The organism is Streptomyces sp. NPDC085944, assembly GCF_040686295.1.
Lineage (GTDB): Bacteria > Actinomycetota > Actinomycetes > Streptomycetales > Streptomycetaceae > Streptomyces > Streptomyces salinarius.
The window spans coordinates 44688-67820 of the sequence record NZ_JBFBJX010000020.1; the positions used below are offsets into that span (position 1 = coordinate 44688).

Annotated in this window: 20 protein-coding genes and 6 tRNA genes; 15 read left to right on the top strand and 11 right to left on the bottom strand. The window is 70.4% G+C overall.

Features of this window, described 5'->3' with window-relative positions; all coding sequences use genetic code 11:
- Positions 1–14 precede the first annotated feature (14 nt).
- The 5 genes from AB0P07_RS30815 (at position 15) to AB0P07_RS30835 (ending at position 4827) form a co-directional block, all read left to right on the top strand.
- Positions 15–89, top strand: a tRNA-Asp gene (locus tag AB0P07_RS30815).
- Positions 90–113: 24 nt separating this feature from the next.
- A tRNA-Phe gene (locus AB0P07_RS30820) sits at positions 114–187 on the top strand.
- A 118-nt stretch (positions 188–305) separates the two neighbouring features.
- Positions 306–4265 (top strand): ATP-dependent RNA helicase HrpA, encoded by a 3960-nt coding sequence (gene hrpA, locus AB0P07_RS30825; protein WP_365556336.1) that lies wholly within the window; start codon positions 306–308, stop codon positions 4263–4265.
- 104 nt (positions 4266–4369) lie between these two features.
- Positions 4370–4444, top strand: a tRNA-Asp gene (locus tag AB0P07_RS30830).
- 188 nt (positions 4445–4632) lie between these two features.
- Positions 4633–4827 (top strand): DUF6274 family protein, encoded by a 195-nt coding sequence (locus tag AB0P07_RS30835; RefSeq protein ID WP_365556338.1) that lies wholly within the window; start codon positions 4633–4635, stop codon positions 4825–4827.
- A gap of 458 nt (positions 4828–5285) precedes the next feature.
- Here AB0P07_RS30835 and bldC read toward each other — a convergent pair whose 3' ends face one another.
- Together bldC and AB0P07_RS30845 are read right to left on the bottom strand one after the other, a co-directional pair.
- Positions 5286–5492 (bottom strand): developmental transcriptional regulator BldC, encoded by a 207-nt coding sequence (gene bldC / locus AB0P07_RS30840; protein WP_003949541.1) that lies wholly within the window; start codon positions 5490–5492, stop codon positions 5286–5288.
- A 569-nt stretch (positions 5493–6061) separates the two neighbouring features.
- On the bottom strand, positions 6062–6913 hold the full coding sequence (locus tag AB0P07_RS30845) for a hypothetical protein (RefSeq protein WP_365556340.1): 852 nt from the start codon (positions 6911–6913) through the stop codon (positions 6062–6064).
- Between the two features lie 229 nt (positions 6914–7142).
- On the opposite strand from AB0P07_RS30845, the gene AB0P07_RS30850 reads away from it, so the two are divergent.
- Positions 7143–8237 (top strand): Glu/Leu/Phe/Val dehydrogenase dimerization domain-containing protein, encoded by a 1095-nt coding sequence (locus AB0P07_RS30850; protein WP_365556342.1) that lies wholly within the window; start codon positions 7143–7145, stop codon positions 8235–8237.
- A 321-nt stretch (positions 8238–8558) separates the two neighbouring features.
- On the top strand, positions 8559–8813 hold the full coding sequence (locus AB0P07_RS30855) for a DUF3073 domain-containing protein (protein WP_052843058.1): 255 nt from the start codon (positions 8559–8561) through the stop codon (positions 8811–8813).
- A 78-nt stretch (positions 8814–8891) separates the two neighbouring features.
- Here AB0P07_RS30855 and purM read toward each other — a convergent pair whose 3' ends face one another.
- From purM to purS, 9 genes are all read right to left on the bottom strand, one after another.
- Positions 8892–9959: a phosphoribosylformylglycinamidine cyclo-ligase gene (gene purM, locus AB0P07_RS30860; RefSeq protein ID WP_365556345.1), complete on the bottom strand. Its 1068-nt coding sequence runs from the start codon at positions 9957–9959 to the stop codon at positions 8892–8894.
- A gap of 51 nt (positions 9960–10010) precedes the next feature.
- Positions 10011–11537 (bottom strand): amidophosphoribosyltransferase, encoded by a 1527-nt coding sequence (gene purF, locus AB0P07_RS30865; RefSeq protein WP_365556347.1) that lies wholly within the window; start codon positions 11535–11537, stop codon positions 10011–10013.
- A gap of 62 nt (positions 11538–11599) precedes the next feature.
- Complete coding sequence (locus AB0P07_RS30870) at positions 11600–12451, bottom strand: META domain-containing protein (RefSeq protein WP_365556349.1); 852 nt, start codon at positions 12449–12451, stop codon at positions 11600–11602.
- Positions 12452–12511: 60 nt separating this feature from the next.
- Positions 12512–13309 carry a sterol carrier family protein gene (locus AB0P07_RS30875; protein ID WP_365556350.1) on the bottom strand — a complete coding sequence of 266 codons (798 nt, stop codon included), beginning with the start codon at positions 13307–13309 and terminating at the stop codon, positions 12512–12514.
- 9 nt (positions 13310–13318) lie between these two features.
- Positions 13319–14155, bottom strand: coding sequence for a M23 family metallopeptidase (locus tag AB0P07_RS30880; RefSeq protein ID WP_365556352.1), 837 nt, complete (start codon positions 14153–14155; stop codon positions 13319–13321).
- Between the two features lie 41 nt (positions 14156–14196).
- Positions 14197–14679 (bottom strand): helix-turn-helix domain-containing protein, encoded by a 483-nt coding sequence (locus AB0P07_RS30885; RefSeq protein ID WP_365556467.1) that lies wholly within the window; start codon positions 14677–14679, stop codon positions 14197–14199.
- 129 nt (positions 14680–14808) lie between these two features.
- Entirely contained in the window at positions 14809–17121 is a 2313-nt protein-coding gene (gene purL, locus AB0P07_RS30890; RefSeq protein ID WP_365556354.1) for a phosphoribosylformylglycinamidine synthase subunit PurL, read from the bottom strand.
- On the bottom strand, positions 17118–17798 hold the full coding sequence (gene purQ / locus AB0P07_RS30895) for a phosphoribosylformylglycinamidine synthase subunit PurQ (protein ID WP_365556356.1): 681 nt from the start codon (positions 17796–17798) through the stop codon (positions 17118–17120). Before purQ ends, purL begins: the two co-directional genes overlap by 4 nt.
- Positions 17795–18067, bottom strand: coding sequence for a phosphoribosylformylglycinamidine synthase subunit PurS (purS, locus tag AB0P07_RS30900; RefSeq protein ID WP_003974895.1), 273 nt, complete (start codon positions 18065–18067; stop codon positions 17795–17797). Before purS ends, purQ begins: the two co-directional genes overlap by 4 nt.
- Before the next feature lie 350 nt (positions 18068–18417).
- Here purS and AB0P07_RS30905 point away from each other — a divergent pair, with 350 nt between their 5' ends.
- From AB0P07_RS30905 to AB0P07_RS30940, 8 genes are all read left to right on the top strand, one after another.
- Positions 18418–18735 (top strand): Lsr2 family protein, encoded by a 318-nt coding sequence (locus tag AB0P07_RS30905; RefSeq protein WP_365556358.1) that lies wholly within the window; start codon positions 18418–18420, stop codon positions 18733–18735.
- A 154-nt stretch (positions 18736–18889) separates the two neighbouring features.
- A tRNA-Gly gene (locus AB0P07_RS30910) sits at positions 18890–18961 on the top strand.
- 80 nt (positions 18962–19041) lie between these two features.
- Positions 19042–19114 (top strand) — tRNA-Gly (locus AB0P07_RS30915).
- Positions 19115–19258: 144 nt separating this feature from the next.
- Positions 19259–20230: an ABC transporter ATP-binding protein gene (locus AB0P07_RS30920; RefSeq protein ID WP_365556360.1), complete on the top strand. Its 972-nt coding sequence runs from the start codon at positions 19259–19261 to the stop codon at positions 20228–20230.
- Entirely contained in the window at positions 20227–21042 is an 816-nt protein-coding gene (locus tag AB0P07_RS30925; protein WP_365556362.1) for an ABC transporter permease, read from the top strand. The genes AB0P07_RS30920 and AB0P07_RS30925 overlap by 4 nt, the downstream gene beginning before the upstream one ends.
- A 49-nt stretch (positions 21043–21091) precedes the next feature.
- Positions 21092–22366: a histidine kinase gene (locus AB0P07_RS30930; RefSeq protein ID WP_365556364.1), complete on the top strand. Its 1275-nt coding sequence runs from the start codon at positions 21092–21094 to the stop codon at positions 22364–22366.
- Complete coding sequence (locus AB0P07_RS30935; RefSeq protein ID WP_102932925.1) at positions 22363–22977, top strand: response regulator transcription factor; 615 nt, start codon at positions 22363–22365, stop codon at positions 22975–22977. Before AB0P07_RS30930 ends, AB0P07_RS30935 begins: the two co-directional genes overlap by 4 nt.
- A 37-nt stretch (positions 22978–23014) precedes the next feature.
- Positions 23015–23090: transfer RNA gene (locus AB0P07_RS30940), tRNA-Gly, on the top strand.
- The last annotated feature ends 43 nt before the right edge of the window (positions 23091–23133 follow it).

The window sequence follows — 23133 nt, forward strand, 5'->3', positions numbered from 1 at the left end:
GTCGTACGAAGCTTGGTCCTGTGGAGCAGTTTGGAGTGCTCGCCACCCTGTCAAGGTGGAGGCCGCGGGTTCAAATCCCGTCAGGACCGCTGAGGTTTCACGTGAAACCTCGCGGCTGGGTAGCTCAGTTGGTACGAGCGATCGCCTGAAAAGCGATAGGTCGCCGGTTCGACCCCGGCCCCAGCCACAGCAAAGGCCCCGATCTTCGGATCGGGGCCTTGTTGTAGTTGCCTGCGTTGCCTGTGCGGACGCCGCGGCAAAAGCGTTCGCCAGGTTTTTCCCGAGGATGAGATCCTGGAATCCGTATGTCTACGCACCCTGCCCCCGCCCTCGGCACCCTCGCCCCCCGGCTGACCGAGCTGTCGCTGCGCGACGCGCACCGGCTCGGCCGCAGGCTGGAGGGTGCGCGGAAGATCCGTAAGCCGGAGGCCCGCGCCGCCGTTCTCGCCGAGATCGAGACGGAGGTGGCCAAGGCCGAGCAGCGCATCGGTGAGCGCCGGGCGCGAGTGCCGGCCGTCAGCTACCCCGAGCAGCTCCCGGTCAGCCAGAAGAAGGACGAGATCGCGGCGGCCATCCGTGATCACCAGGTCGTGATCGTCGCCGGTGAGACCGGCTCCGGCAAGACCACGCAGATCCCGAAGATCTGTGTGGAGCTGGGCCGTGGTGTCCGCGGCATGATCGGGCACACCCAGCCCCGCCGGATCGCCGCGCGCACCGTCGCCGAGCGGGTCGCGGACGAGCTGGACACCCCGCTCGGGGAGACCGTCGGCTGGAAGGTCCGCTTCACCGACCAGGTGAATCCGCAGTCCACCTTCATCAAGCTGATGACGGACGGCATCCTGCTCGCCGAGATCCAGACCGACCGCGAGCTGCGCGCCTACGACACGCTCATCATCGACGAGGCCCACGAGCGGTCCCTCAACATCGACTTCCTGCTGGGCTACCTCGCCCAGCTGCTGCCGAAGCGTCCCGACCTCAAGGTCGTCATCACCTCGGCGACCATCGACCCCGAGCGCTTCTCCCGGCACTTCGGCGACGCCCCGATCATCGAGGTCAGCGGGCGCACCTACCCGGTGGAGGTCCGTTACCGGCCCCTCCTCGAGGAGGACGGCGACGACGCCGACCGCGACCAGATCACGGCGATCACCGACGCCGTCGAGGAGCTGATGGGCGAGGGCAAGGGCGACATCCTCGTCTTCCTCTCCGGCGAGCGGGAGATCCGGGACACGGCGGACGCGCTGGAGAAGAAGAAGTACAGATTCACCGAGATCCTGCCGCTGTACGCACGGCTCTCGCACGCCGAGCAGCACCGGGTCTTCCAGCAGCACACCGGGCGCCGGATCGTCCTCGCGACCAACGTCGCCGAGACCTCCCTCACCGTCCCGGGCATCAAGTACGTCATCGACCCCGGCTTCGCCCGCATCTCCCGCTACAGCCACCGCACCAAGGTCCAGCGGCTGCCGATCGAGCCGGTCTCGCAGGCCAGCGCCAACCAGCGCAAGGGCCGCTGCGGCCGTACGTCCGACGGCATCTGCATCCGTCTGTACTCCGAGGACGACTTCAACGCCCGCCCGGAGTTCACGGACGCGGAGATCCTGCGGACCAACCTCGCCTCCGTCATCCTGCAGATGACCGCGGCCGGGCTCGGTGACATCGAGAAGTTTCCCTTCATCGACCCCCCGGACCACCGCAACATCCGCGACGGTGTGCAGCTCCTCCAGGAGCTGGGGGCGCTCGACCCCGCGCAGAAGGACGTACGCAAGCGCCTGACCGACACCGGCCGCAAGCTCGCCCAGCTGCCCGTCGACCCGCGGCTCGCCCGGATGGTGCTGGAGGCGGACAAGAACGGCTGTGTCCGCGAGGTCATGGTCATAGCCGCCGCCCTGTCCATCCAGGACCCGCGCGAGCGCCCGGCGGACAAGCAGGCGCAGGCCGACCAGCAGCACGCCCGCTTCAAGGACGAGACCAGCGACTTCCTCGCCTTCCTGAACCTCTGGCGCTACGTGCGCGAGCAGCAGAAGGAGCGCGGCTCGTCGTCATTCCGCCGGATGTGCAAGCAGGAGTACCTCAACTTCCTGCGCATCCGCGAGTGGCAGGACATCTACACCCAGTTGCGCACGGTCGCCAAGCAGATGGGCATCCACCTCAACGACGCCGACGAGGCCGCGCCCGACGACCGGGTGCACGTGTCGCTGCTGGCCGGTCTGCTGTCCCACGTCGGCATGAAGGACGTGAAGGAAGGCGCGAAGAACGAGTACCTGGGCGCCCGGAACGCCAAGTTCGCCATCTTCCCGGGCTCGGCGCTCTTCAAGAAGCCCCCGCGCTTCGTCATGTCGGCGGAGCTGGTGGAGACCTCCCGCCTCTGGGCCCGCGTCAACGCGAAGATCGAGCCCGAGTGGGTGGAGCCGCTCGCCGGGCACCTCCTCAAGCGCACCTACAGCGAACCGCACTGGGAGAAGGACCAGGCGGCCGTGATGGCGTACGAGAAGGTCACGCTGTACGGCGTGCCGATCGTCGCGCAGCGCAAGGTGAACTACGGACGCATCGACCCCGAGGTCAGCCGCGAGCTGTTCATCCGCAACGCCCTGGTGGAGGGCGACTGGCGCACGCACCACAAGTTCTTCGCCGACAACCGCAAGCTCCTGACCGAGGTCGAGGAGCTGGAGCACCGGGCCCGGCGCCGGGACATCCTGGTCGACGACGAGACGCTGTACGACTTCTACGACCAGCGGGTGCCCGAACACGTCGTCTCGGGCGCGCACTTCGACTCGTGGTGGAAGCACAAGCGGCACGAGCAGCCCGACTTCCTCGACTTCGAGCGCGAGATGCTCATCAACGAGAAGGCGGGGGCGGTCACCAAGGACGACTACCCGGACTCCTGGCGGCAGGGCCCGCTGAAGTTCCGGGTGACCTACCAGTTCGAGCCGGGCGCGGACGCCGACGGCGTGACCGTCCACGTGCCGCTCCAGGTGCTCAACCAGGTCACGGACGAGGGTTTCGACTGGCAGATCCCGGGCCTGCGCGAGCAGGTCGTCACGGAGCTGATCCGCTCCCTCCCCAAGCCGGTCCGCCGCCACTACGTGCCCGCGCCGAACTACGCCCAGGCGTTCCTGGACCGTGCGGTGCCCCTGCAGGAGCCGTTGACGGTGACCATGGCGCGGGAGTTGAAGCGCATGGTGGGGGTGCCGTTCGACGCGGAGGACTTCGACTGGGCGAAGGTCCCGGACCATTTGAAGATCACGTTCCGGATCGTCGACGAGCGCCGCCGCAAGCTGGCCGAGGACAAGGACCTGGAGGCGCTGAAGCTCCGGCTCCGCCCGAAGGCGCGCAAGGCGCTCTCGCAGGCCGCGGCGGCCACCGCACAGCGCAGCGGCGGCGAGTCCCTGGAGCGCTCCGGGCTGACGGACTGGACGATCGGCACGCTGACCCGGGTCTTCGAGACCCGGCGGGCCGGCCAGCCGGTGAAGGCGTACCCGGCCCTGGTGGACGACGGGCCGAAGGCGAACACCGTCTCCGTCCGCCTCTTCGACACCGAAGCCGAGCAGGCGCAGGCGATGTGGAAGGGCACGCGCCGGCTCATCCTGCGCAACATTCCGGTCAACCCGGCGAAGTTCGCGTCCGAGAACCTGACCAACCAGCAGAAGCTGGGCCTGTCCGCGAACCCGCACGGTTCGATCCAGGCACTGTTCGACGACTGCGCCATGGCGGCGGCGGACAAGCTGATCGCCGACTTCGGCGGCCCGGCGTGGGACGAGGAGTCGTACCGCAAGCTCTACGACAAGGTCCGCGCGGAGATCGTCGACACCACCGTCCGTACGGTGGGCCAGGTGCAGCAGGTGCTGGCGGCCTGGCAGGCGTGCGAGCGGCGCCTGAAGACCGTGCGCAGCCCGGCGCTGCTGGCGAACCTCCAGGACGTACGGACGCAGCTGGACGCGCTGGTGAAGCCCGGTTTCGTCACCGGGGCGGGAATCAAGCGGCTGCCGGACCTGATGCGCTACCTGGTCGCGGCGGACCGCCGGCTGCAGCAGATGCCGACGGGCGCGCAGCGGGACACGTCCCGCATGGAGAAGGTCCACGAGATGCGGGACGAGTACGCGTGGCTGCTGGAGCAGATGCCGCAGGGCCGGCCGGTGCCGCAGCAGGTGCTGGAGGTCCGCTGGATGATCGAGGAGCTCCGGGTCAGCTATTTCGCGCACGCGCTGGGCACGGCGTACCCCGTCTCCGACAAGCGGATCGTGAAGGCGATCGACGCGCTCGCACCCTGACGAAGCGGTGACGGAGCCTGCACGGAGGGTGAGTTCGACCGGGGGCCCGCCCTCCTGTACAGTCTCTTCTCGCAGCGCAACGCACGAAAAGCGCCGCGAAACCTGGTCCTGTGGAGCAGTTTGGAGTGCTCGCCACCCTGTCAAGGTGGAGGCCGCGGGTTCAAATCCCGTCAGGACCGCAGCAAAGCCCCGCACCGAGTCATCGGTGCGGGGCTTCTTCGTTGCCCCCTGGCTGTCTGGTGCCGACCGGAACCGCCGAACGCCCTCAGTGGCCCTCAGAGGCCCTCTCGCGGCCTTGACGGCGTCACATTCGCTCGGTACTCCAAAGACAGGGCACATCCCCTGCGTGCCCCCCTGGAGGTGGCGTATGGCGACATCGGTCAGGCACGAGACGCGGGCCCTGCTCCGCGCGCATCTGTCGGCCGCGTCGTCGTACGGTCACGTGACGCGCCACTGTCCGATCTGCCACCGGTTGTTGCGGCTGGCGCTGGACTCGCCGGCGCCACAGTCTCCTACGGCTCGTCAAGAGGGCGTCGACGACGGGAGCGCGCCCACGGCGTGAACCCCTGCGGGCCCCAACACCCTTGCACCGCCGAGCTCCTGGAGGCCGCGCCTCCAATAGCGCACGGGCGCCGGACCCAACAACCACCGTGCCGTGTGACGGGTGTCACCGCATGAGTTTTTGAAACAGCGGCACTTACGACTCCCCTACAACCGGTCAATTTAATATGTGCAATTGCACCGCCTTCGCAGTGCTCGCACAGTCGAACCGACACCCCTCCCCAGACTCCGACAAGCCCGCTCACAGAACCGGCCACCGGCCCGCCGCCCGGCACAGGACCGCACACGCACCCGGCCGGCACTCGCACCCGGGCACAAAAAAATCGCGCTGGACCCGGCGGAGTCCAGCGCGATCAACGACGCACCTCTGTTGGGGCAGGGACGGCGTCGCTTGGAGCTGTGGTTCCAGGCGCCTCGGCAGGTTGGGGGACCCGCCGTTCTGCCCGGTTATTCAGTTGTTCAGGCCTCGCTGCGCTGCTGCGGAATGCCCGCGAGCAGGGCGCGGACCTCGGCTTCGCGGTAGCGGCGATGCCCGCCGAGCGTGCGGATCGACGTGAGCTTGCCGGCCTTCGCCCAGCGCGTGACCGTCTTCGGGTCGACGCGGAACATGGTGGCGACCTCAGCCGGGGTCAGCAGCGGCTCGGCATCAGGGGTGCGAGCGGTCATGAGCGGCCTCCTCGGGAGAACCGAACCTTCTCGGTTCATTCCTCTAAATTCTGCACCTTGACCCGCGTTGCCCGAAATGGCGGACGCGAGTCGAGTCGGTTATAGGACGAACGGCTTGTCCTCGGCACTACAACTACACCATCTGTCCAGCCGCGTCGGCCAAACCGATGGAATTGCCCTCCCAGGTGTTCATCAGCGACGGATGCCGATGGACCATGCCATAGCGGACAGTCACGCCCCTGTGACGATCAGTCACAGGGCGATCAGGGGTCACCAGACCTGACACCAGACCCCCCAAAGCGTGCAATGCTGAGATTCCGCCCATAGTGCACCACAGCAGGACGGAAGGAACCCTCCCCGGACTCCTTGTCCTATTTTGGCATGAGGAGGGGGAAGCGGCGCAAGAGTGATGTACGTGCGGTCCGTCACGCTTGACGCATACGCCCGGATCGGGACCTACGTCCTTTGTCGGCAAGGAATCAGCCCACACCGAACAGGTGTCGGAGCGGAAGACGAAACCCCACATCGGGCGGTACGTCAAACGTCAGTTCGCGGACCGGCCCGCACCGTCAGTTCGCGGACCGTCGGTCCCGGACCCCCCGCCAGCGCTCCACCAGCCGCCCGTAGGCCGCGCCCGCGGTGGCCCCGTCGCCGTGCCGCAGCGCCTCGATCCCCTCGGCCACGTCCGCCGCGGAGTGGTCCGCCTCCAACTCCCCGGCGGGCAGGGCGTGCGCCAGGCCGCCGTAGTCCAACTCGACCATGGAGCGCGGGTGGAACTCCTCCAGCCAGCGCCCCACGTCCACCAGCCCGTCGATGAGCGGCCCCTCGTCCACGGCCTCCCGCAGGGCGCGCAGCCCCCGGGCCACCCGCCGGCGGGCCTGCACCATCGGGGTGCGGTAGCGCAGCACCGGAGCGGTCGCCCCCTCGCCGTCGCCGCCCTCGTCGTACTCCCGCTCCGCGTCGGAGACCAGCACGAACCAGTTGATCGGCACCTGCCAGGTGGCCGTGCGGATCCAGGGCCGGGCGTCCGGGTTGCGCCGCAGCCAGCGCTCGTAGTCCTGCGCGCTCTGACGACGCACGACCGGAGGGATCAGGGCGTCCAGGACCGGCTCCGGGAAGTCCTCGGCCAGTTCCCCCAGGGCCTGCCAGCCGCGCAGCCGGGTCCGCCAGGGGCAGACGCAGACCACGCCGTCCACCTCCGCCACGAAGGCGTCCGCGCTCTCGTGCACCGGCACCGCCACGGGCGGCGTGGGCAGCAGGTCGGCCAGCGAGCGACGCAGCTCGTCCTGGCAGGAGGGCCGGTCGGAGCGCCGGGCGTAGCGGGTCCAGTGGGCGCGTTCCTCGTCGGGGAAGGCCGCCAGCGGCTCGTACACGCGCAGGTACGCCGCGTACGGCACGATCAGCGAGGACACCTTGGGCACGCCTGCTCCCTCCCCCGCGCACCGACGCGAAAACCTGCGGAAAGCCGTGGAAACGGATCACAAACGCGCGAGAATCTCTGCAAATCGTCGCACGCCCGTACTCCGTGCGGAGGTGATCCTGAGCACTGTGCGGCGGGCGGGCACCGCCAGGCTCTAATCTCGTGCCACAGTCCACGCCACCCGCACGGGGACTGCCGTCCACCGCCGTACCTACACAGGAGTCACCACCGTGACCGACGTAACCGGCGCACCTGCTGATGTACTGCACACCCTGTTCCACTCGGACCAGGGGGGTCATGAGCAAGTCGTGCTCTGCCAGGACCGTGCCAGCGGTCTCAAGGCCGTCATCGCCATCCACTCCACCGACCTGGGCCCCGCGCTCGGCGGTACCCGCTTCTACCCGTACGCGAACGAGGCGGAGGCCGTCGCCGACGCGCTGAACCTCGCCCGCGGGATGTCGTACAAGAACGCCATGGCCGGTCTCGACCACGGCGGCGGCAAGGCCGTGATCATCGGTGCTCCGGAGCAGATCAAGAGCGAGGAGCTGCTCCTCGCCTACGGCCGGTTCGTCGCCTCGCTCGGCGGCCGCTACGTCACCGCCTGCGACGTCGGCACCTATGTGGCCGACATGGACGTCGTGGCGCGCGAGTGCCGGTGGACGACCGGGCGCTCCCCCGAGAACGGCGGCGCGGGCGACTCCTCCGTCCTCACCTCCTTCGGCGTCTACCAGGGCATGCGGGCCGCCGCCCAGCACCTGTGGGGCGACCCGACGCTGCGCGACCGCACCGTCGGCATCGCGGGCGTCGGCAAGGTCGGCCACCACCTGGTCGAGCACCTGCTCGCCGAGGGTGCGCACGTGGTCGTGACGGACGTGCGCAAGGACGTCGTACGGGCCCTGACCGAGCGGCACCCTTCGGTGGTCGCCGTCGCCGACACGGACGCGCTGATCCGGGTGGAGAACCTGGACATCTACGCGCCCTGCGCACTCGGCGGCGCGCTGAACGACGAGACCGTGCCGGTGCTGACCGCCAAGGTGGTGTGCGGCGCGGCCAACAACCAGCTCGCGCACCCGGGCGTCGAGAAGGACCTGGCCGACCGCGGCATCCTCTACGCGCCGGACTACGTGGTGAACGCCGGCGGCGTCATCCAGGTCGCCGACGAGCTGCACGGGTTCGACTTCGACCGGTGCAAGGTCAAGGCGTCGAAGATCTACGACACCACGCTGGCCATATTCGCACGTGCGAAGGAGGACGGTATTCCGCCGGCCGCCGCGGCCGACCGGATCGCCGAGCAGCGGATGGCGGAGGCACGCGCCCGCCGCTGATCCGGCCGTCGTACGGCGTCGGCCCGGCAGGGTCCTCGCAGGTTTGACGGGTACCAGTCGGGGGGCAGTTCGAGAGAACTCTCACTTATCCCGGCGGGTCGACCGCCGAAAGGTGGTTAAAATCGCGGTTGACCAGCGAGGACGGGGCGCCTCGACGGTCCTGGGCAGAGTCACGTGCTGCGGGCGACGTACCGTATGGGCGTGGGCTCAGGTACCGTGGAAGCCCTACGGACCGGTCTCTCTGCGGAGAGCCCGTTCCGGACCATGAACGCGTGTCAAGACTCTGGGGCCGTCGAGCCCCGTCGTTGAGGGGGTCGAGCCATGGGGCGCGGCCGGGCCAAGGCCAAGCAGACGAAGGTCGCCCGCCAGCTGAAGTACAACAGCGGTGGGACTGATCTCTCCCGCCTGGCCGAGGAGCTGGGCGCATCGCCGTCGAATGCACAACCGCCTAACGGCGGGCCATTCGAGGACGATGAGCAGGATGACGACGTGTACGCAAAGTACGCCGACCTCTATGAGGACGACGACGAGGACGAGGACGGCCAGTCCCCGTCCCAACAGCGACGCGGCGCTTGACCTCGCACTGAACACCTTCCCGGTCGGTGACCTCTGTCACCGACCGGGTTCTGTGCTACCCGCATCACCCGCGGTGCCTCAGGCGGCGTAGTCGCCCACGAGCTCGGCGCCCGTCGGGTGCTCGCCGCGGTCGGTGATCTCGCCGGCCACCCAGGCGTCCACACCGCGGTCGGCGAGGGCCGTCAGGGCCACGTCCGTCGACTCCTCGGGCACGATCGCGATCATGCCCACGCCCATGTTGAGGGTCTTCTCCAGCTCCAGGCGCTCCACCTTGCCGGTCCGGCCGACGAGGTCGAAGATCGCGCCCGGGGTCCAGGTCGACCGGTCGACCACGGCGTGCAGGCCGTCGGGGATCACGCGGGCCAGGTTGGCCGCGAGCCCGCCGCCGGTGACGTGGCTGAAGGCGTGGACCTCGGCGGTGCGCATGAGGGCCAGGCAGTCCAGGGAGTAGATCTTGGTCGGCTCCAGCAGCTCCTCGCCGAGGGTGCGGCCGAGACCGTCCAGGTGGGCGTCGAGCGCGAGGCCGCCCTCGTTCAGCAGGACGTGACGGACCAGCGAGTACCCGTTCGAGTGAAGCCCGGAGGACGCCATGGCGATCACCGCGTCACCCGTACGGATGCGATCCGGGCCGAGCAGCCGGTCGGCCTCCACGACGCCCGTACCGGCGCCGGCGACGTCGAAGTCGTCCGCGCCCAGCAGGCCGGGGTGTTCGGCCGTCTCGCCGCCCACCAGGGCGCATCCCGCCAGCACGCAGCCTTCGGCGATGCCCTTGACGATGGCGGCGACCCGCTCGGGGTGGACCTTGCCGACGCAGATGTAGTCGGTCATGAACAGCGGCTCGGCGCCGCAGACGACGATGTCGTCCATGACCATGGCGACCAGGTCGTGGCCGATGGTGTCGTAGACGCCCAGCTGCCGGGCGATGTCGACCTTGGTGCCGACCCCGTCGGTGGCGGAGGCGAGCAGCGGGCGCTCGTAGTTCTTGAGGGCGGAGGCGTCGAAGAGGCCGGCGAAGCCGCCGAGGCCGCCGAGGACCTCGGGGCGCCGCGTCTTCTTGACCCATTCCTTCATGAGCTCGACGGCGCGGTCGCCCGCCTCGATGTCGACTCCGGCGGCTGCGTAGCTGGCACCAGTTGTGTCAGGCATGACGATGAGAACCTTCGTGTCGTACGGCGGTAGTACCGGGGAGGCGGACGGCTACGGGCGACGGATGGCGTCGGCGGCGGCCGTACCGGCGGGCCCGGCGGCCAGCTCGGTCTCCAGGAGCTGCTTGCCGAGCAGCTCGGGGTCGGGGAGCTCCATCGGGTACTCGCCGTCGAAGCAGGCGCGGCACAGGTTCGGCTTGGCGATGGTGGTCGCCTCGATCATGCCGTCGATGGAGATGTACGCCAGGGAGTCGGCGCCCATCGAGGTGCCGATCTCCTCGACGCTCATGCCGTTGGCGATGAGCTCGGCGCGGGTGGCGAAGTCGATGCCGAAGAAGCAGGGCCACTTCACGGGCGGGGACGAGATCCGGATGTGGATCTCGGCGGCGCCGGCCTCGCGAAGCATGCGGACCAGGGCCCGCTGGGTGTTGCCGCGGACGATGGAGTCGTCGACGACGACCAGCCGCTTGCCCTTGATGACTTCCTTCAGCGGGTTCAGCTTGAGGCGGATGCCGAGCTGGCGGATGGTCTGCGAGGGCTGGATGAAGGTGCGGCCCACATAGGCGTTCTTCACCAGACCGTTGCCGAAGGGGATGCCGGAGGCCTCGGCGTACCCGATCGCGGCGGGGGTGCCGGATTCCGGGGTCGCTATGACGAGGTCGGCCTCCGCGGGGGCCTCCTTCGCCAGCCTGCGGCCCATCTCGACGCGCGAGAGGTAGACGTTGCGGCCGGCGATGTCGGTGTCCGGGCGGGCCAGGTACACGTACTCGAAGACACAGCCCTTGGGCTTCGCTTCCGCGAATCGCGACGTTCGCAGGCCGTTCTCGTCGATGGCGACGAACTCGCCGGGCTCGATCTCCCGGACGAAGCTGGCACCGCAGATGTCGAGGGCGGCGGACTCGGAGGCGACCACCCAGCCGCGCTCGAGCCGGCCCAGGACCAGCGGGCGGATGCCCTGCGGGTCGCGGGCGGCGTAGAGGGTGTGCTCGTCCATGAAGACGAGGGAGAAGGCGCCGCGGACCTGGGGCAGCACCTTGCCGGCCGCCTGCTCGACGGTCAGCGGCTTGCCGTCCTCGTCGACCTGGCCCGCGAGCAGCGCGGTGATCAGGTCCGTGTCGTTGGTCGCCGCGACCCGGGTGGAGCGGCCGTCCTGCTTGGGCAGGTCGGCGACCAGGCCGGCGAGCTGGGAGGTGTTGACGAGGTTGCCGTTGTGCCCGAGCGCGATGGAGCCCTGCGCGGTGGCACGGAACGTCGGCTGGGCGTTCTCCCACACGGAGGCACCGGTGGTCGAGTAGCGGGCGTGACCGACCGCGATGTGACCCTGGAGCGAACCGAGCGAGGTCTCGTCGAAGACCTGGGACACCAGGCCCATGTCCTTGAAGACGAGGATCTGGGAGCCGTTGCTGACCGCGATTCCCGCGGATTCCTGGCCCCGATGCTGGAGGGCGTACAGCCCGAAGTACGTGAGCTTTGCGACCTCTTCGCCCGGAGCCCAGACACCGAAGACGCCGCAAGCGTCCTGGGGGCCCTTCTCGCCGGGAAGCAGATCGTGATTGAGTCGACCGTCACCACGTGGCACGCCTCCGAGTGTAGGCGAGGTCGACCACTGGTCCGAATTGGGGACAGAGTGTCAGCAGTGGATCACTGCTCGGCGACGGCCCGCACCGTGGTGCCGTCTTCGCTGGTCAGCGTCAGGGTTTCATGATCGATGCGATAGTCGACCTCGCCGTCGAAGAGGCCGAGGAGCCGCTTCTCGGCGTCCATGAGTGAGCCTTCGCACACCATTCGGGTCGTGGACGGGGCGCCGAGCACGATCCGCCCGTCGCCGACGGCGGCCCCGGCGCTGACGCGGTTGCAGGAAAGACGTCCGGAGACGGTCTTGGCGTCCCGGTCGAAGGTGAGGCGGGCGCGGCCCTCGGCGCCCTGCTGCCCCGGGCCGTCGACGACCCACTCCGTCCCGTACAGGGACGCGTCCTCGGAGCGGCTGAGCCGGACGGTGTCGCCGTCGGCGGTGGTGAGGGTGAGCCGCTCGCCCCGGCCCTCCGTGGTGAGCGGGCCGGTGGTGAGGGCCCGGCCGAGGGACTTCTCGAAGTCTGCGGGGACCTTGTCGCAGGCCTTCTCGGTGAACATGGCGTCGCTGAGCCGGACGCGCTCGCCCTCGCCCCGGTCCTCTACGGCGGCACGGGCGCTGAAGCTGTTGCAGCCGGTGCTGCCCGCGGCCTCGCCGCCGTCGTCGATGCGTACGTGTGCGGTGTCCGGCGCCCGGTGGGTGGTGCCGTCGACGGTGACGCTGTCGATGCTCCACCGCACACCGGTGACGCGCTGCCCGCCGGCGCCCACGGAACCGCTGCCGGTGTCGTCGGCCGCCTTCTCGCTGCCGCAGGCCGCGGCGAGCGGGACGAGCGCGGCGACGGCGGCCACGGTGAGGGTCGTGCCGCGCTGCGGCTTCTTCCTGTCCGCGTGCTTCTTGATCTGCCTGCTCTGCCTGTACATGCCGATTCGACGGAGCGAGGGAAGATCCGGTTCCGTCCGACTCGGTCTGCGGTTACTCCCTCAGCGCAGCAGCGGCAGCAGGGCGCCGAGGTCGGCCCGCTCCCCGCTCGCACTCGCCTTCGCCCCGTCCACGGCGTCCTTCCAGGCCAGCCGTCCGGTGGCCAGCCGGACCCAGGTCAGCGGGTCGGTCTCGACGACGTTGGGCGGGGTGCCCCGGGTGTGCCGGGGACCTTGCACGCACTGCACGACCGCGTACGGCGGGATCCGCACCTCCGTCGAACCGCCGGGCGCCTTCACGGCGAGCGCGTCGGCCAGCAGCCGGGTCGCGGCGGCGAGCGCCTGCCGGTCGTACGGGACGTCGAGGCCGGGGACCGCGGCGTTCAGGTCGTCGGTGTGCACGACCAGCTCGACGGTCCGGGTGACGACGTAGTCGGCCAGTGGCAGGGCACCAGCGCTGGTCGGGAGCAGCCTGCTGCCGGGCCGGGTGTCGAGCAGTTCGGTGAAGCGCCGCTCGACCTCGGCGAGGTGGGCGTCGAGGTCGGGGTGCTCTCCGGCGAGCCGACGGGCTGTCACGGCGATGGCGCCCGCGTCGGAGGCGATGGCGAACGGCCAGTCGAGCAGCCGCCCGTCCTGCCGCGGGGGCTCCGCCTCCCCCAGCAGCCGGTCCACGGCGGCCAGCGCCGTCCCGACGTGGGCGACCAGCTCCCGCACGGTCCAGTCCCCCAGCCGGGTGGGCAGCGCGAGCTGTTCCGGGGTGAGGGTGCGAACGGCCTCCCGTACGTTGCCGAACTGGGCGAGTACGGCGGCGCGGGTACGGGCGGGATCGTAGGCGCGGGGGCGTTTCCTGGCGGGCGGCATGCGGTGAGCCTATGCGGGCGTCGTGGTCGGCGAGGGCGACTCGAACACCTCGCCGTTGCGCGGGACGCCGATGCCGGTCCAGGTGAAGGGGACGCCCCGCGCCGTGTCCGGGTCGGGGCCGTCCATCAGCTGGAAGTGGACGTGCGGCTCGGTGGAGTTGCCGGTGTTGCCGCACCGGGCGAGGACCTGGCCGGCGCGGACGCGGTCGCCCTCGCGGACGGTGAAGGAGCCGCGCTGGATGTGGGCGTACAGGGCGTGGGCGCCGTCGCCGAGGTCGAGGACCAGGTGGTTGCCGACGATGCGGCGAACGCCGGCCAGCTCGCGCACCGAGCCCTCGAGGAGCATCAGGTACAGCAGTGCGGGCAGCGAGGTGCGGGCCAGGTGGTCGCGCTGGCCCTCGCCGACCCGTACGACCGTACCGTCGGCCACCGCGAGGAGCGCGGCGCCGAACGCCGGGAAGGCGCGGGGGCGCCGGGCGAGCGGCCACAGGGCGCGGAAGCCGGGGCGGGCGCCGGGCTCCGGCTCGGCGACGAGGTCGATGGCGAAGGTCTGGCCGTAGGCGTGGACGCCGTGGCTGGGGGTGCGGTCGGCCGGGCTGTTCAGCGCGGACCAGCGGCCGGTGACGGGCGGGGCGACCTCGACGGGCACGCGGGACCTGCCGGGCGCGTCGGGGGCGCCGCCGTTCCAGCGGTTGACCACGGTGATCAGGGCGTAGGCGAGGAGCAGCGGCAGGAAGACGCTCCACCACGGATACCCCGGGTCGAAGAGGACGCCGGTGACCACCAGGGCCAGGAAGGCGAGCTGCAGCACCCGGAAAGTGATCATGGCGAGCTTGCGTGCGGACATCGTTCGTTCCCCCTTGCCGGTGTGGGACCCGGGGGTCCCGGTCAGTTCCGCGCGGCCGACAGCGCCACCAGCAGCGGTACGACCCGCCCCGGCGGCACCTCGTGGCGGCCCCGGCCGGTGGCGTGCAGCCAGCCGGCGCCGGTGAGCTGGCGCAGGTGGTGGTAGATCTGGCCGGTCGTGCCCATCCCGTCCAGCTCCGCCAGCTCGGCGGCGGTGCGCCGGCCGCCGAGCACCTCCCGCAGCAGCCGCAGCCGCACGGGATGCCCGAGGGCCGCGAACACCTCGGCGGACTCGGCCCAGTCGGCGTCCAGCAGCCCTTCGGTGAGCGTGCCGTGCTGCCACTCGTACCGCTCCCCGGCCGGCAGGCGCACGGAGCCGGTGAACAGGACCCCGCTGGCCTCCGCCCCCAACTCGGCGAGCTGCGCCTTCAGGCCTTCCAGGGCCCAGAAGTCGCCCTCCTTGGGCCCGGGGGCGGGCCGGTCGGCGGCCTCCAGGGCGGCGAGGCGCCGTTCGAGGTCGGCCACGCGGTGTTCCAGTCGCTCCACACCATCGAGATTACGTAAGTACGTAATATCACGCAAGGACGTTCCCCCGGGGCATGCGGAAGGGCCGCCCGGAATCCTCCGGACGGCCCTTCCTCGTTGGTACCGCCGTTACGCCAGCAGCCCCGGGATCGTCCCCTCGTGGGCCTCGCGCAGGTCGGTCAGGGGGAGGGTGAACTCGCCCTGGACCTCGACCGCGTCGCCGTCGACCACGCCGATGCGGGTGACCGGCAGGCCGCGGGCGCCGCACATGTCGTTGAAGCGGACCTCCTCCGAGCGCGGGACGGCGACGACCGCGCGGCCCGCCGACTCCGAGAAGAGGAAGGTGAAGGCGTCGAGCCCGTCCGGCACGACCAGACGCGCGCCCTTGCCGCCCAGCAGCGCCGACTCGACGACCGCCTGGACCAGACCGCCGTCGGACAGGTCGTGCGCGGAGTCGATCATCCCGTCGCGGGAGGCGGAGATCAGGATCTCGCCCAGCAGGCGCTCGCGCTCCAGGTCGACCTCGGGAGGCAGGCCGCCGAGGTGGTCGTGGATCACCTGGGACCAGGCCGAGCCGCCGAACTCCTCACGGGTGTCGCCCAGCAGGTACAGCAGCTGGCCGTCCTCCTGGAAGGCGACCGGCGTGCGGCGGGCCACGTCGTCGATGACGCCGAGGACCGCGACCACCGGGGTCGGATGGATGGCGGCCTCGCCCGTCTGGTTGTAGAGCGAGACGTTGCCGCCGGTCACCGGGGTGCCGAGCTGGAGGCAGCCGTCTGCCAGGCCGCGCACGGCCTCCGCGAACTGCCACATGACCGCCGGGTCCTCCGGCGAGCCGAAGTTCAGGCAGTCGGAGACCGCGAGCGGCTTCGCGCCGGTCGTGGCCACGTTGCGGTAGGCCTCCGCCAGCGCCAGCTGCGCGCCCGTGTACGGGTCGAGCTTGGCGTAGCGGCCGTTGCCGTCGGTGGCGATGGCGACACCGAGGCCGGACTCCTCGTCCACGCGGATCATGCCCGAGTCCTCGGGTTGGGCGAGGACGGTGTTGCCCTGCACGAAGTGGTCGTACTGCTGGGTGATCCACCGCTTGGACGCCTGGTTGGGCGAGCCGACCAGCTTGAGGACCTGGTCCTTCAGCTCGTCGGACGTCTGCGGCCGGGGCAGCTTGTTCGCGTCGTCGGCCTGGAGGGCGTCCTGCCAGTCGGGACGGGCGTAGGGGCGCTCGTAGACCGGACCCTCGTGCGCGACCGTGCGCGGGTCGACGTCGACGATCCTGCCGCCGTGCCAGTAGATCTCCAGGCGGTCGCCGTCGGTCACCTCACCGATGACGGTGGCGATGACGTCCCACTTCTCGCAGATCTCCAGGAAGCGGTCGACCTTGCCGGGCTCGACCACCGCGCACATGCGTTCCTGCGACTCGCTCATGAGGATTTCCTCGGGAGACAGGGTCGAGTCGCGCAGCGGGACGTCGTCCAGGGTGACGCGCATGCCGCCGGAGCCGTTCGACGCCAGTTCGCTGGTCGCGCAGGACAGGCCCGCCGCTCCCAGGTCCTGGATGCCGACGACCAGCTTCTCGGCGAAGGCCTCCAGGGTGCACTCGATGAGGAGCTTCTCCTGGAAGGGGTCGCCGACCTGGACTGCGGGGCGCTTCGACGGCTTGGCGTCGTCGAAGGTCTCGCTCGCCAGGATCGACGCGCCGCCGATGCCGTCGCCGCCGGTGCGGGCGCCGTACAGGATGACCTTGTTGCCCGCGCCGGACGCCTTGGCCAGGTGGATGTCCTCGTGCCGCATGACGCCGATCGCACCCGCGTTGACCAGCGGGTTGCCCTGGTAGCAGGCGTCGAAGACGACCTCGCCGCCGATGTTGGGCAGGCCCAGGCAGTTGCCGTAGCCGCCGATGCCGGCGACGACGCCCGGCAGGACGCGCTTGGTGTCGGGGTGGTCGGCGGCGCCGAAGCGCAGGGGGTCCACGACGGCGACCGGACGCGCGCCCATCGCGATGATGTCGCGGACGATGCCGCCGACGCCGGTCGCGGCGCCCTGGTAGGGCTCCACGTACGACGGGTGGTTGTGCGACTCGACCTTGAAGGTGACCGCGTAGCCCTGGCCGACGTCGACGACACCGGCGTTCTCGCCGATGCCGACGAGCATCGCGTCGGACTCGGGGGCCTTCTCGCCGAACTGGCGCAGGTGCACCTTGCTGCTCTTGTACGAGCAGTGCTCGGACCACATCACCGAGTACATGGCCAGCTCCGCGCCGGTGGGGCGGCGGCCGAGGATCTCCACGACCCTCTCGTACTCGTCCTTCTTCAGGCCCAGCTCGGCCCAGGGCAGCTCGACGTCGGGGGTCGCGGCCGCGTGCTCGACCGTGTCCAGAGTTCTGGGGGCAGCCCGAAGGGCTTCCGTTGAGGGCGGCGGTGGGAGACGGGAGGGCGTCCGGCTCATGCGTTGACCAGCTTCTTGAGGATCGAGGTGAAGAACGGCAGGCCGTCGGTACGGCCCGTACCGATCAGCGACTCCACGGCGTGCTCGGGGTGCGGCATGAGGCCGACGACGTTCCCGGCGGCGTTGGTGATGCCGGCGATGTCGTTGAGCGAGCCGTTGGGGTTCATGTCCAGGTAGCGGAAGGCCACCCGCCCCTCGGCCTCCAGCTCGTCCAGCGTGCGCCGGTCTGCGACGTAGCGGCCGTCCATGTTCTTCAGCGGGATGTGGATCTCCTGGCCGGCGGTGTAGTCGCCGGTCCAGGCGGTGCGCGCGTTCTCCACCCGCAGCTTCTGGTCGCGGCAGATGAAGTGCAGGTGGTCGTTGCCCAGCATGCCGCCCGGCAGCAGGTGGGCCTCCGTGAGGATCTGGAAGCCGTTGCAGATGCCCAGCACCGGCAGACCGGCCTTCGCCTGGTCGATGACGGTGTCCATCACCGGCGAGAAGCGCGCGATGGCGCCGGCGCGCAGATAATCGCCGTACGAGAATCCGCCGCACAGCACCACGGCGTCGACCTGCTTGAGGTCCTTGTCCTTGTGCCAGAGGGCGACGGGTTCGGCGCCGGCGACGCGGATCGCGCGCTGCGTGTCCCGGTCGTCGAGGCTGCCGGGGAAAGTGACGACGCCAATACGAGCGGTCACTTCGCGGCCCCCGCGACCACGTCTTCGGACTCGACCTTGACGGTGAAGTCCTCGATCACGGTGTTGGCGAGGAAGGATTCCGCAAGATCATGGATGCGGGCGAGGGCGGCGTCGTCGACCGGCCCGTCCACTTCCAGTTCGAATCGCTTTCCCTGACGGACGTCCGAGATCCCTTCGAAACCCAGTCGCGGCAGTGCGCGCTGCACCGCCTGGCCCTGGGGGTCGAGGATCTCCGGCTTGAGCATGACGTCGACTACGACGCGTGCCACTGGCACTCCCGGTGTGTGGTGCTGAGCAGGTTCCTTCAGACTACCCGTACAAAATTTCTACGCGCGTAGCCTTGGAGGAAACTACGTGACCCCAGTCACGATTCGGCATCGGAAGGGGGCCGTCTCGAAAAGCTTCGGGAAAGATCCGGGATCGAGCGCGGACACCTATTGCCCGGCAGACACGCGGGCAGATTTAGTCGGTCTTCCCATTGCAATGCCGAGCACTGTACAAATGAAATGTCATTAGCCGATACTTTGCCCAATTACAGGCGAACAGTCGGCATCATCGCGGCGTCTTGGCACGTTCGGGCACGTCATCGCGGAGATGCCGCACGAAGGGACCGATATTCGTGGCGCAGCGTGTCGTGGTCACTCTCTTTGACGACATCGACGGCTCGGAAGCGGCGGAGACGATCGCCTTCGGAGTCGACGGCCGGATGTACGAGATCGACCTGAACGAAGCCAATGCCCGGAAACTGCGCAAGACGCTCGAGCCGTACGTCTCGGCCGGCCGCAAGCGCTCCCGGTCCGGCAAGGCCTACCGGCAGACGGAGGTCGCCCCCGACCCGGCGGCGGTCCGCGCCTGGGCCCAGGCGAACAAGATGGACGTGCCCGCACGGGGCCGGATCCCCAAGCGGGTGTACGAGGCGTTCGCCGCGGCGCAGTGAGCCGCCCCCGGCCAAGTGAGCCGCCCCGGCCAGGAGGGGCCGACGGCCGCTCAGCCGCCCCTCGCGGCAACCGACTTGCGCGGCACCCCGGGTGATCAGCTAAAGTCTGGAGCACGCCGAGGGGCGAGGCCGAAAGGCCCAGCTCACGGAACACGCGGGTGTAGTTCAGTAGTAGAACATCCCCCTTCCAGGGGGAAGGCGCAGTGTGCAATTCCTGTCACCCGCTCTGCATCGCCGTACCGGCCACTCGATTGGATCAGGTAGGCTGGTGCTCGCACCGATCGGTGAAGGCCGGTCGGAGGCATTGCGGACGTAGCTCAGTTGGTAGAGCGCAACCTTGCCAAGGTTGAGGTCGCGAGTTCGAGCCTCGTCGTCCGCTCGGGAATCAGACCCCGGTCCTCCAGGACCGGGGTCTTTTCGTGCGTTCGGCTCCGGTGTCCCGCGGGCCGGGTCTGACATTTGTCATGTTCGGTGATGACGGCTCGCACTGTCGTGCCGCCCGGGGCGCCGGAATCCTTGAGGCATGCAAACCAACGGACACGAGCACGTGATTGAGGTCACCGACCTGCGACGTGTGTACGGGGGCGGGTTCGAGGCCGTGCGCGGGATCGACTTCTCCGTGCGCCGCGGCGAGGTCTTCGCCCTGCTGGGCACCAACGGCGCCGGCAAGACGTCGACGGTCGAACTGCTGGAAGGGCTCGCCGCCCCGGCCGGCGGGCGGGTCCGCGTCCTCGGGCACGACCCGTACACCGAGCGGGCCGCCGTACGCCCCCGCACCGGGGTCATGCTGCAGGAGGGCGGCTTCCCCTCCGAGCTGACGGTCGCCGAGACGGCGCGGATGTGGGCGGGGTGCGTGAGCGGCGCCCGGCCCCCGGCACAGGTACTGGCGCTGGTCGGTCTGGAGGCGAAGGCGGGGACCCGCGTCAAGCAGCTGTCCGGGGGGCAGCGGCGCCGCCTGGACCTGGCGCTCGCCCTGCTCGGCGACCCCGAGGTGCTCTTCCTGGACGAGCCCAGCACCGGCCTGGACGCCGAAGGCCGCCGGGACACCTGGGAGTTGGTGAGCGGGCTGCGCGACGCCGGTACGACGGTGCTGCTGACCACGCACTATCTGGAGGAGGCCGAGAACCTCGCCGACCGGCTCGCGATCATGCACGAGGGCCGGATCGCCGCCACCGGCACCCCGGCCGAGGTGACCGCCGCGCAGCCGTCCCACATCTCCTTCGAACTGCCCGACGGGTACTTCGTGGGCGACCTGCCGCCGCTGGCCGAACTGGGCGTGAGCGACCACGAGGCCGACGGCCGCACGGTGAAGCTGCGCACCCGCGAACTCCAGCGCGCGGCCACCGGCCTGCTGGTCTGGGCCGGGCAGGCCGGGGTGGAACTGCGCCGCCTCGACGTGCGCTCGGCGTCCCTGGAGGAGGCCTTCCTCAGCATCGCCAAGGAGGTGTCCGCGAGGGCGGGCGACCCCACGACGGAGAAGGAGTACGCGGCATGAGCGCCACCGACGCACCGGCCCGCGCGAAGGGCCCCGCCCGCACGGCGGCCACCACGCCGATGAGCCGCATGACCGCCCTCGCCCGCGCCGAGATGATCCTGCTCGGGCGGAACAAGGGCACCGTCGTCGCCGCGCTGTTCATCCCGTTCGTGATGCCGTTCAGCGTTCGGGCGGGCGCCGAGGAGATGGACCTGGGCAAGGCGGGGTTGACCATCGGCACGCTCGTGCTGCCCGCCGCCGTCGGCTTCTCCCTGCTGTTCGCCGTCTACTCGGCCCTCGTCGGCGTCTTCGTCGTCCGGCGCGAGGAACTCGTCCTCAAGCGGCTGCGCACCGGTGAGTTGCGGGACGCGGAGATCCTGGGCGGGTCCGCGCTGCCGGCCGTCCTCAGCGGGCTCGTGCAGTCGCTCCTGCTCGCGGCGGGCTGCATGGCGCTGCTCGACCTGTCCGCACCGTCGGCACCGCACCTGGCCGTCCTCGGGCTGCTGCTGGGACTGCTGATGTGCGCCGCGCTCGCCGCGGTCACCGCGAGCCTCACCAGGACCGGTGAGAGCGCGCAGGTCACGCCGCTGCCGTTCACGTTCGTCTCGATGTTCGGCTCGGGCCTGTTCATCCCGCTCGACCTGCTGCCCGACCGGCTGGCCTCCGTGTGCGAGCTGCTGCCGCTGACGCCCGTGATCACCCTGGTGCGCGGCGGCTGGACCGGTGACCTGTCGGCCGGTGAGGCGCTGGGCGCCACGGCGACGGCGGTGGCCTGGACCGTGCTCGCGGTGTTTGCTGTACGGCGGCGGTTCCGGTGGGAGCCGCGGCACTGACGTACAGGGACGTGCGAGGGCGTACGAGGTGAGCGGGAGCGGCGGACGGATGCGCAGACCGGGCGGATGGTGGCGGACCAAGAGCACGCCGGAGAAGGTGGAGACGTACACGCGGTGGTCGTTCCACTTCTTCGGGGTCATCGAGGTGCTCGCGCTCGGAGTGACCGCCTACGGCCGGACCGGCGCCCCGCTCGCCACCGTGCTGTGCCTGCTGGTCGTCGCGCACGCCGCCGTCTGCATGCTGGTCTCGTCCCGGGCGCTGGACTGGACGCTCGGGCGGCGCCCCCAGCCCGTGCGGCTGATGTGGACGCTCGTCGTCGTCTCCGCCGCGGTCTCGACCACCGCTGTCGTGATCGCCGAGCGCGGACCGGCCGGTGAGGTGGAGACCGCGGCGGGCTCGGTCTACGGCGGCGTCCTGTGCTTCGCCGCCGGTGTCATCACGCTCGGGGTCGGCGACAGGCGGCGCATGGTCGCCGTCGTCGGCGGCTTCGCGGTGGGCGCGGGGCTCCTGACGTTCCCGCTGGGGATGCCCGTCCTCGCGTCGGTCGTGCTGGCCGGCCTGGTCATGGTGACCGGCGGGTTCCTCGCCGTCACCTCGATCTTCTCCCTCTGGCTGCTCAACGCGGTCTACGCGCTCGACGAGGCCAAGGAGACCAGGGTGAGGCTCGCCGTCGCCGAGGAGCGGCTGCGGTTCGGCCGGGACATGCACGACGTGATGGGCCGGAACCTGGCGGTGATCGCGCTCAAGAGCGAGCTGGCCGTCCAACTGTCGCGGCGGGGCAGGCCCGAGGCGGTGGAGCAGATGATCGAGGTGCAGCGCATCGCCCAGGAGTCGCAGCGCGAGGTCCGGGACGTCGTGCGCGGCTACCGGGAGGCCGCCCTGGAGGTGGAGCTGGCCGGCGCCCGGGGCGTCCTGGCGGCGGCCGGCATCACGGCGAAGGTCACCGGTGAGACGGCCGGCCTGCCCGCCGAGGTGCAGTCGGCGCTCGGCTGGGTGGTGCGGGAGGCGACCACGAACGTGCTGCGGCACGGGGACGCGAAGAAGGTCACCGTGACGGTGCGGATGTCGGGAGGGCGGGTAGTGCTGACGGTGGAGAACGACGGCGTGGCGGAGACGACGGGGGACGGCCCCCCGGCCGACACGGCCGACACGTCCCACGCGGGCGGCTCGGGCGGCTCCGGGCTCGCGGGGCTGCGGGAGCGGCTCTCCGCGGTGGACGGGACGCTGGAGGCGGGACCCGCCGGCCGGGGGGTCTTCCGGCTGACGGCCGCGGTGCCGCTGCCGGACGCCACGGCGGGCGCCGCGCTGGAGGCCGCCTCGTGACGACGACCGTGCGGGTCCTGCTCGCCGACGACGAACACCTCATCCGCGGGGCCCTGGCGGCCCTGCTGTCCCTGGAGGACGACCTCGTCGTCGTCGCCGAGGCGGCCACCGGTCCCGAGGCGCTGGCGATGGCGCGGGCGCACGCACCGGACGTCGCCGTACTGGACCTCCAGATGCCCGGCGCCGACGGTGTGAAGGTCGCCACATCGCTGCGGGCCGAGCTGCCCGCCTGCAAGGTGCTGATCGTGACCAGCCACGGGCGGCCCGGGCACCTGAAGCGGGCGCTCGCGGCGGGGGTGCGCGGGTTCGTCCCCAAGACGGTCAGCGCCCAGCGGCTCGCCGAGCTGATCCGCACGGTGCACGCCGGAAACCGTTACGTCGACCCCGAGTTGGCCGCCGACGCGATCTCCGCCGGGGACTCGCCGCTGACCGCCCGCGAGGCCGAAGTACTGGAGCACGCCGCCGACGGGGCGCCCGTCTCGGAGATCGCCGAGCGCGCCGCGCTCGCCGAGGGGACCGTACGGAACTACCTGTCGTCGGCCGCGAGCAAGCTCGGCGCGGAGAACCGGCATACGGCGGTGCGGCTCGCCAGGGAGCGGGGTTGGGTATAGTGGCTGTCGCGCCAGGGAGAAATCCCCGGCACGCAGTGCGAACGTAGCTCAGTTGGTAGAGCGCAACCTTGCCAAGGTTGAGGTCGCGAGTTCGAACCTCGTCGTTCGCTCCAGAGAGAAGCCCCCGGTTCCGGCCGGGGGCTTCTTCGTGTGCGG

Bases quoted from the DNA above. Each gene is read 5' to 3' on its own strand.
- hrpA (WP_365556336.1), top strand. From the start codon at position 306: ATGTCTACGCACCCTGCCCCCGCCCTCGGCACCCTCGCCCCCCGGCTG.
- AB0P07_RS30835 (WP_365556338.1), top strand. From the start codon at position 4,633: ATGGCGACATCGGTCAGGCACGAGACGCGGGCCCTGCTCCGCGCGCAT.
- bldC (WP_003949541.1), bottom strand. From the start codon at position 5,492: ATGACCGCTCGCACCCCTGATGCCGAGCCGCTGCTGACCCCGGCTGAG.
- AB0P07_RS30855 (WP_052843058.1), top strand. From the start codon at position 8,559: ATGGGGCGCGGCCGGGCCAAGGCCAAGCAGACGAAGGTCGCCCGCCAG.
- purM (WP_365556345.1), bottom strand. From the start codon at position 9,959: ATGCCTGACACAACTGGTGCCAGCTACGCAGCCGCCGGAGTCGACATC.
- AB0P07_RS30870 (WP_365556349.1), bottom strand. From the start codon at position 12,451: ATGTACAGGCAGAGCAGGCAGATCAAGAAGCACGCGGACAGGAAGAAG.
- AB0P07_RS30875 (WP_365556350.1), bottom strand. From the start codon at position 13,309: ATGCCGCCCGCCAGGAAACGCCCCCGCGCCTACGATCCCGCCCGTACC.
- AB0P07_RS30880 (WP_365556352.1), bottom strand. From the start codon at position 14,155: ATGTCCGCACGCAAGCTCGCCATGATCACTTTCCGGGTGCTGCAGCTC.
- purL (WP_365556354.1), bottom strand. From the start codon at position 17,121: ATGAGCCGGACGCCCTCCCGTCTCCCACCGCCGCCCTCAACGGAAGCC.
- AB0P07_RS30920 (WP_365556360.1), top strand. From the start codon at position 19,259: ATGCAAACCAACGGACACGAGCACGTGATTGAGGTCACCGACCTGCGA.
- AB0P07_RS30925 (WP_365556362.1), top strand. From the start codon at position 20,227: ATGAGCGCCACCGACGCACCGGCCCGCGCGAAGGGCCCCGCCCGCACG.
- AB0P07_RS30930 (WP_365556364.1), top strand. From the start codon at position 21,092: ATGCGCAGACCGGGCGGATGGTGGCGGACCAAGAGCACGCCGGAGAAG.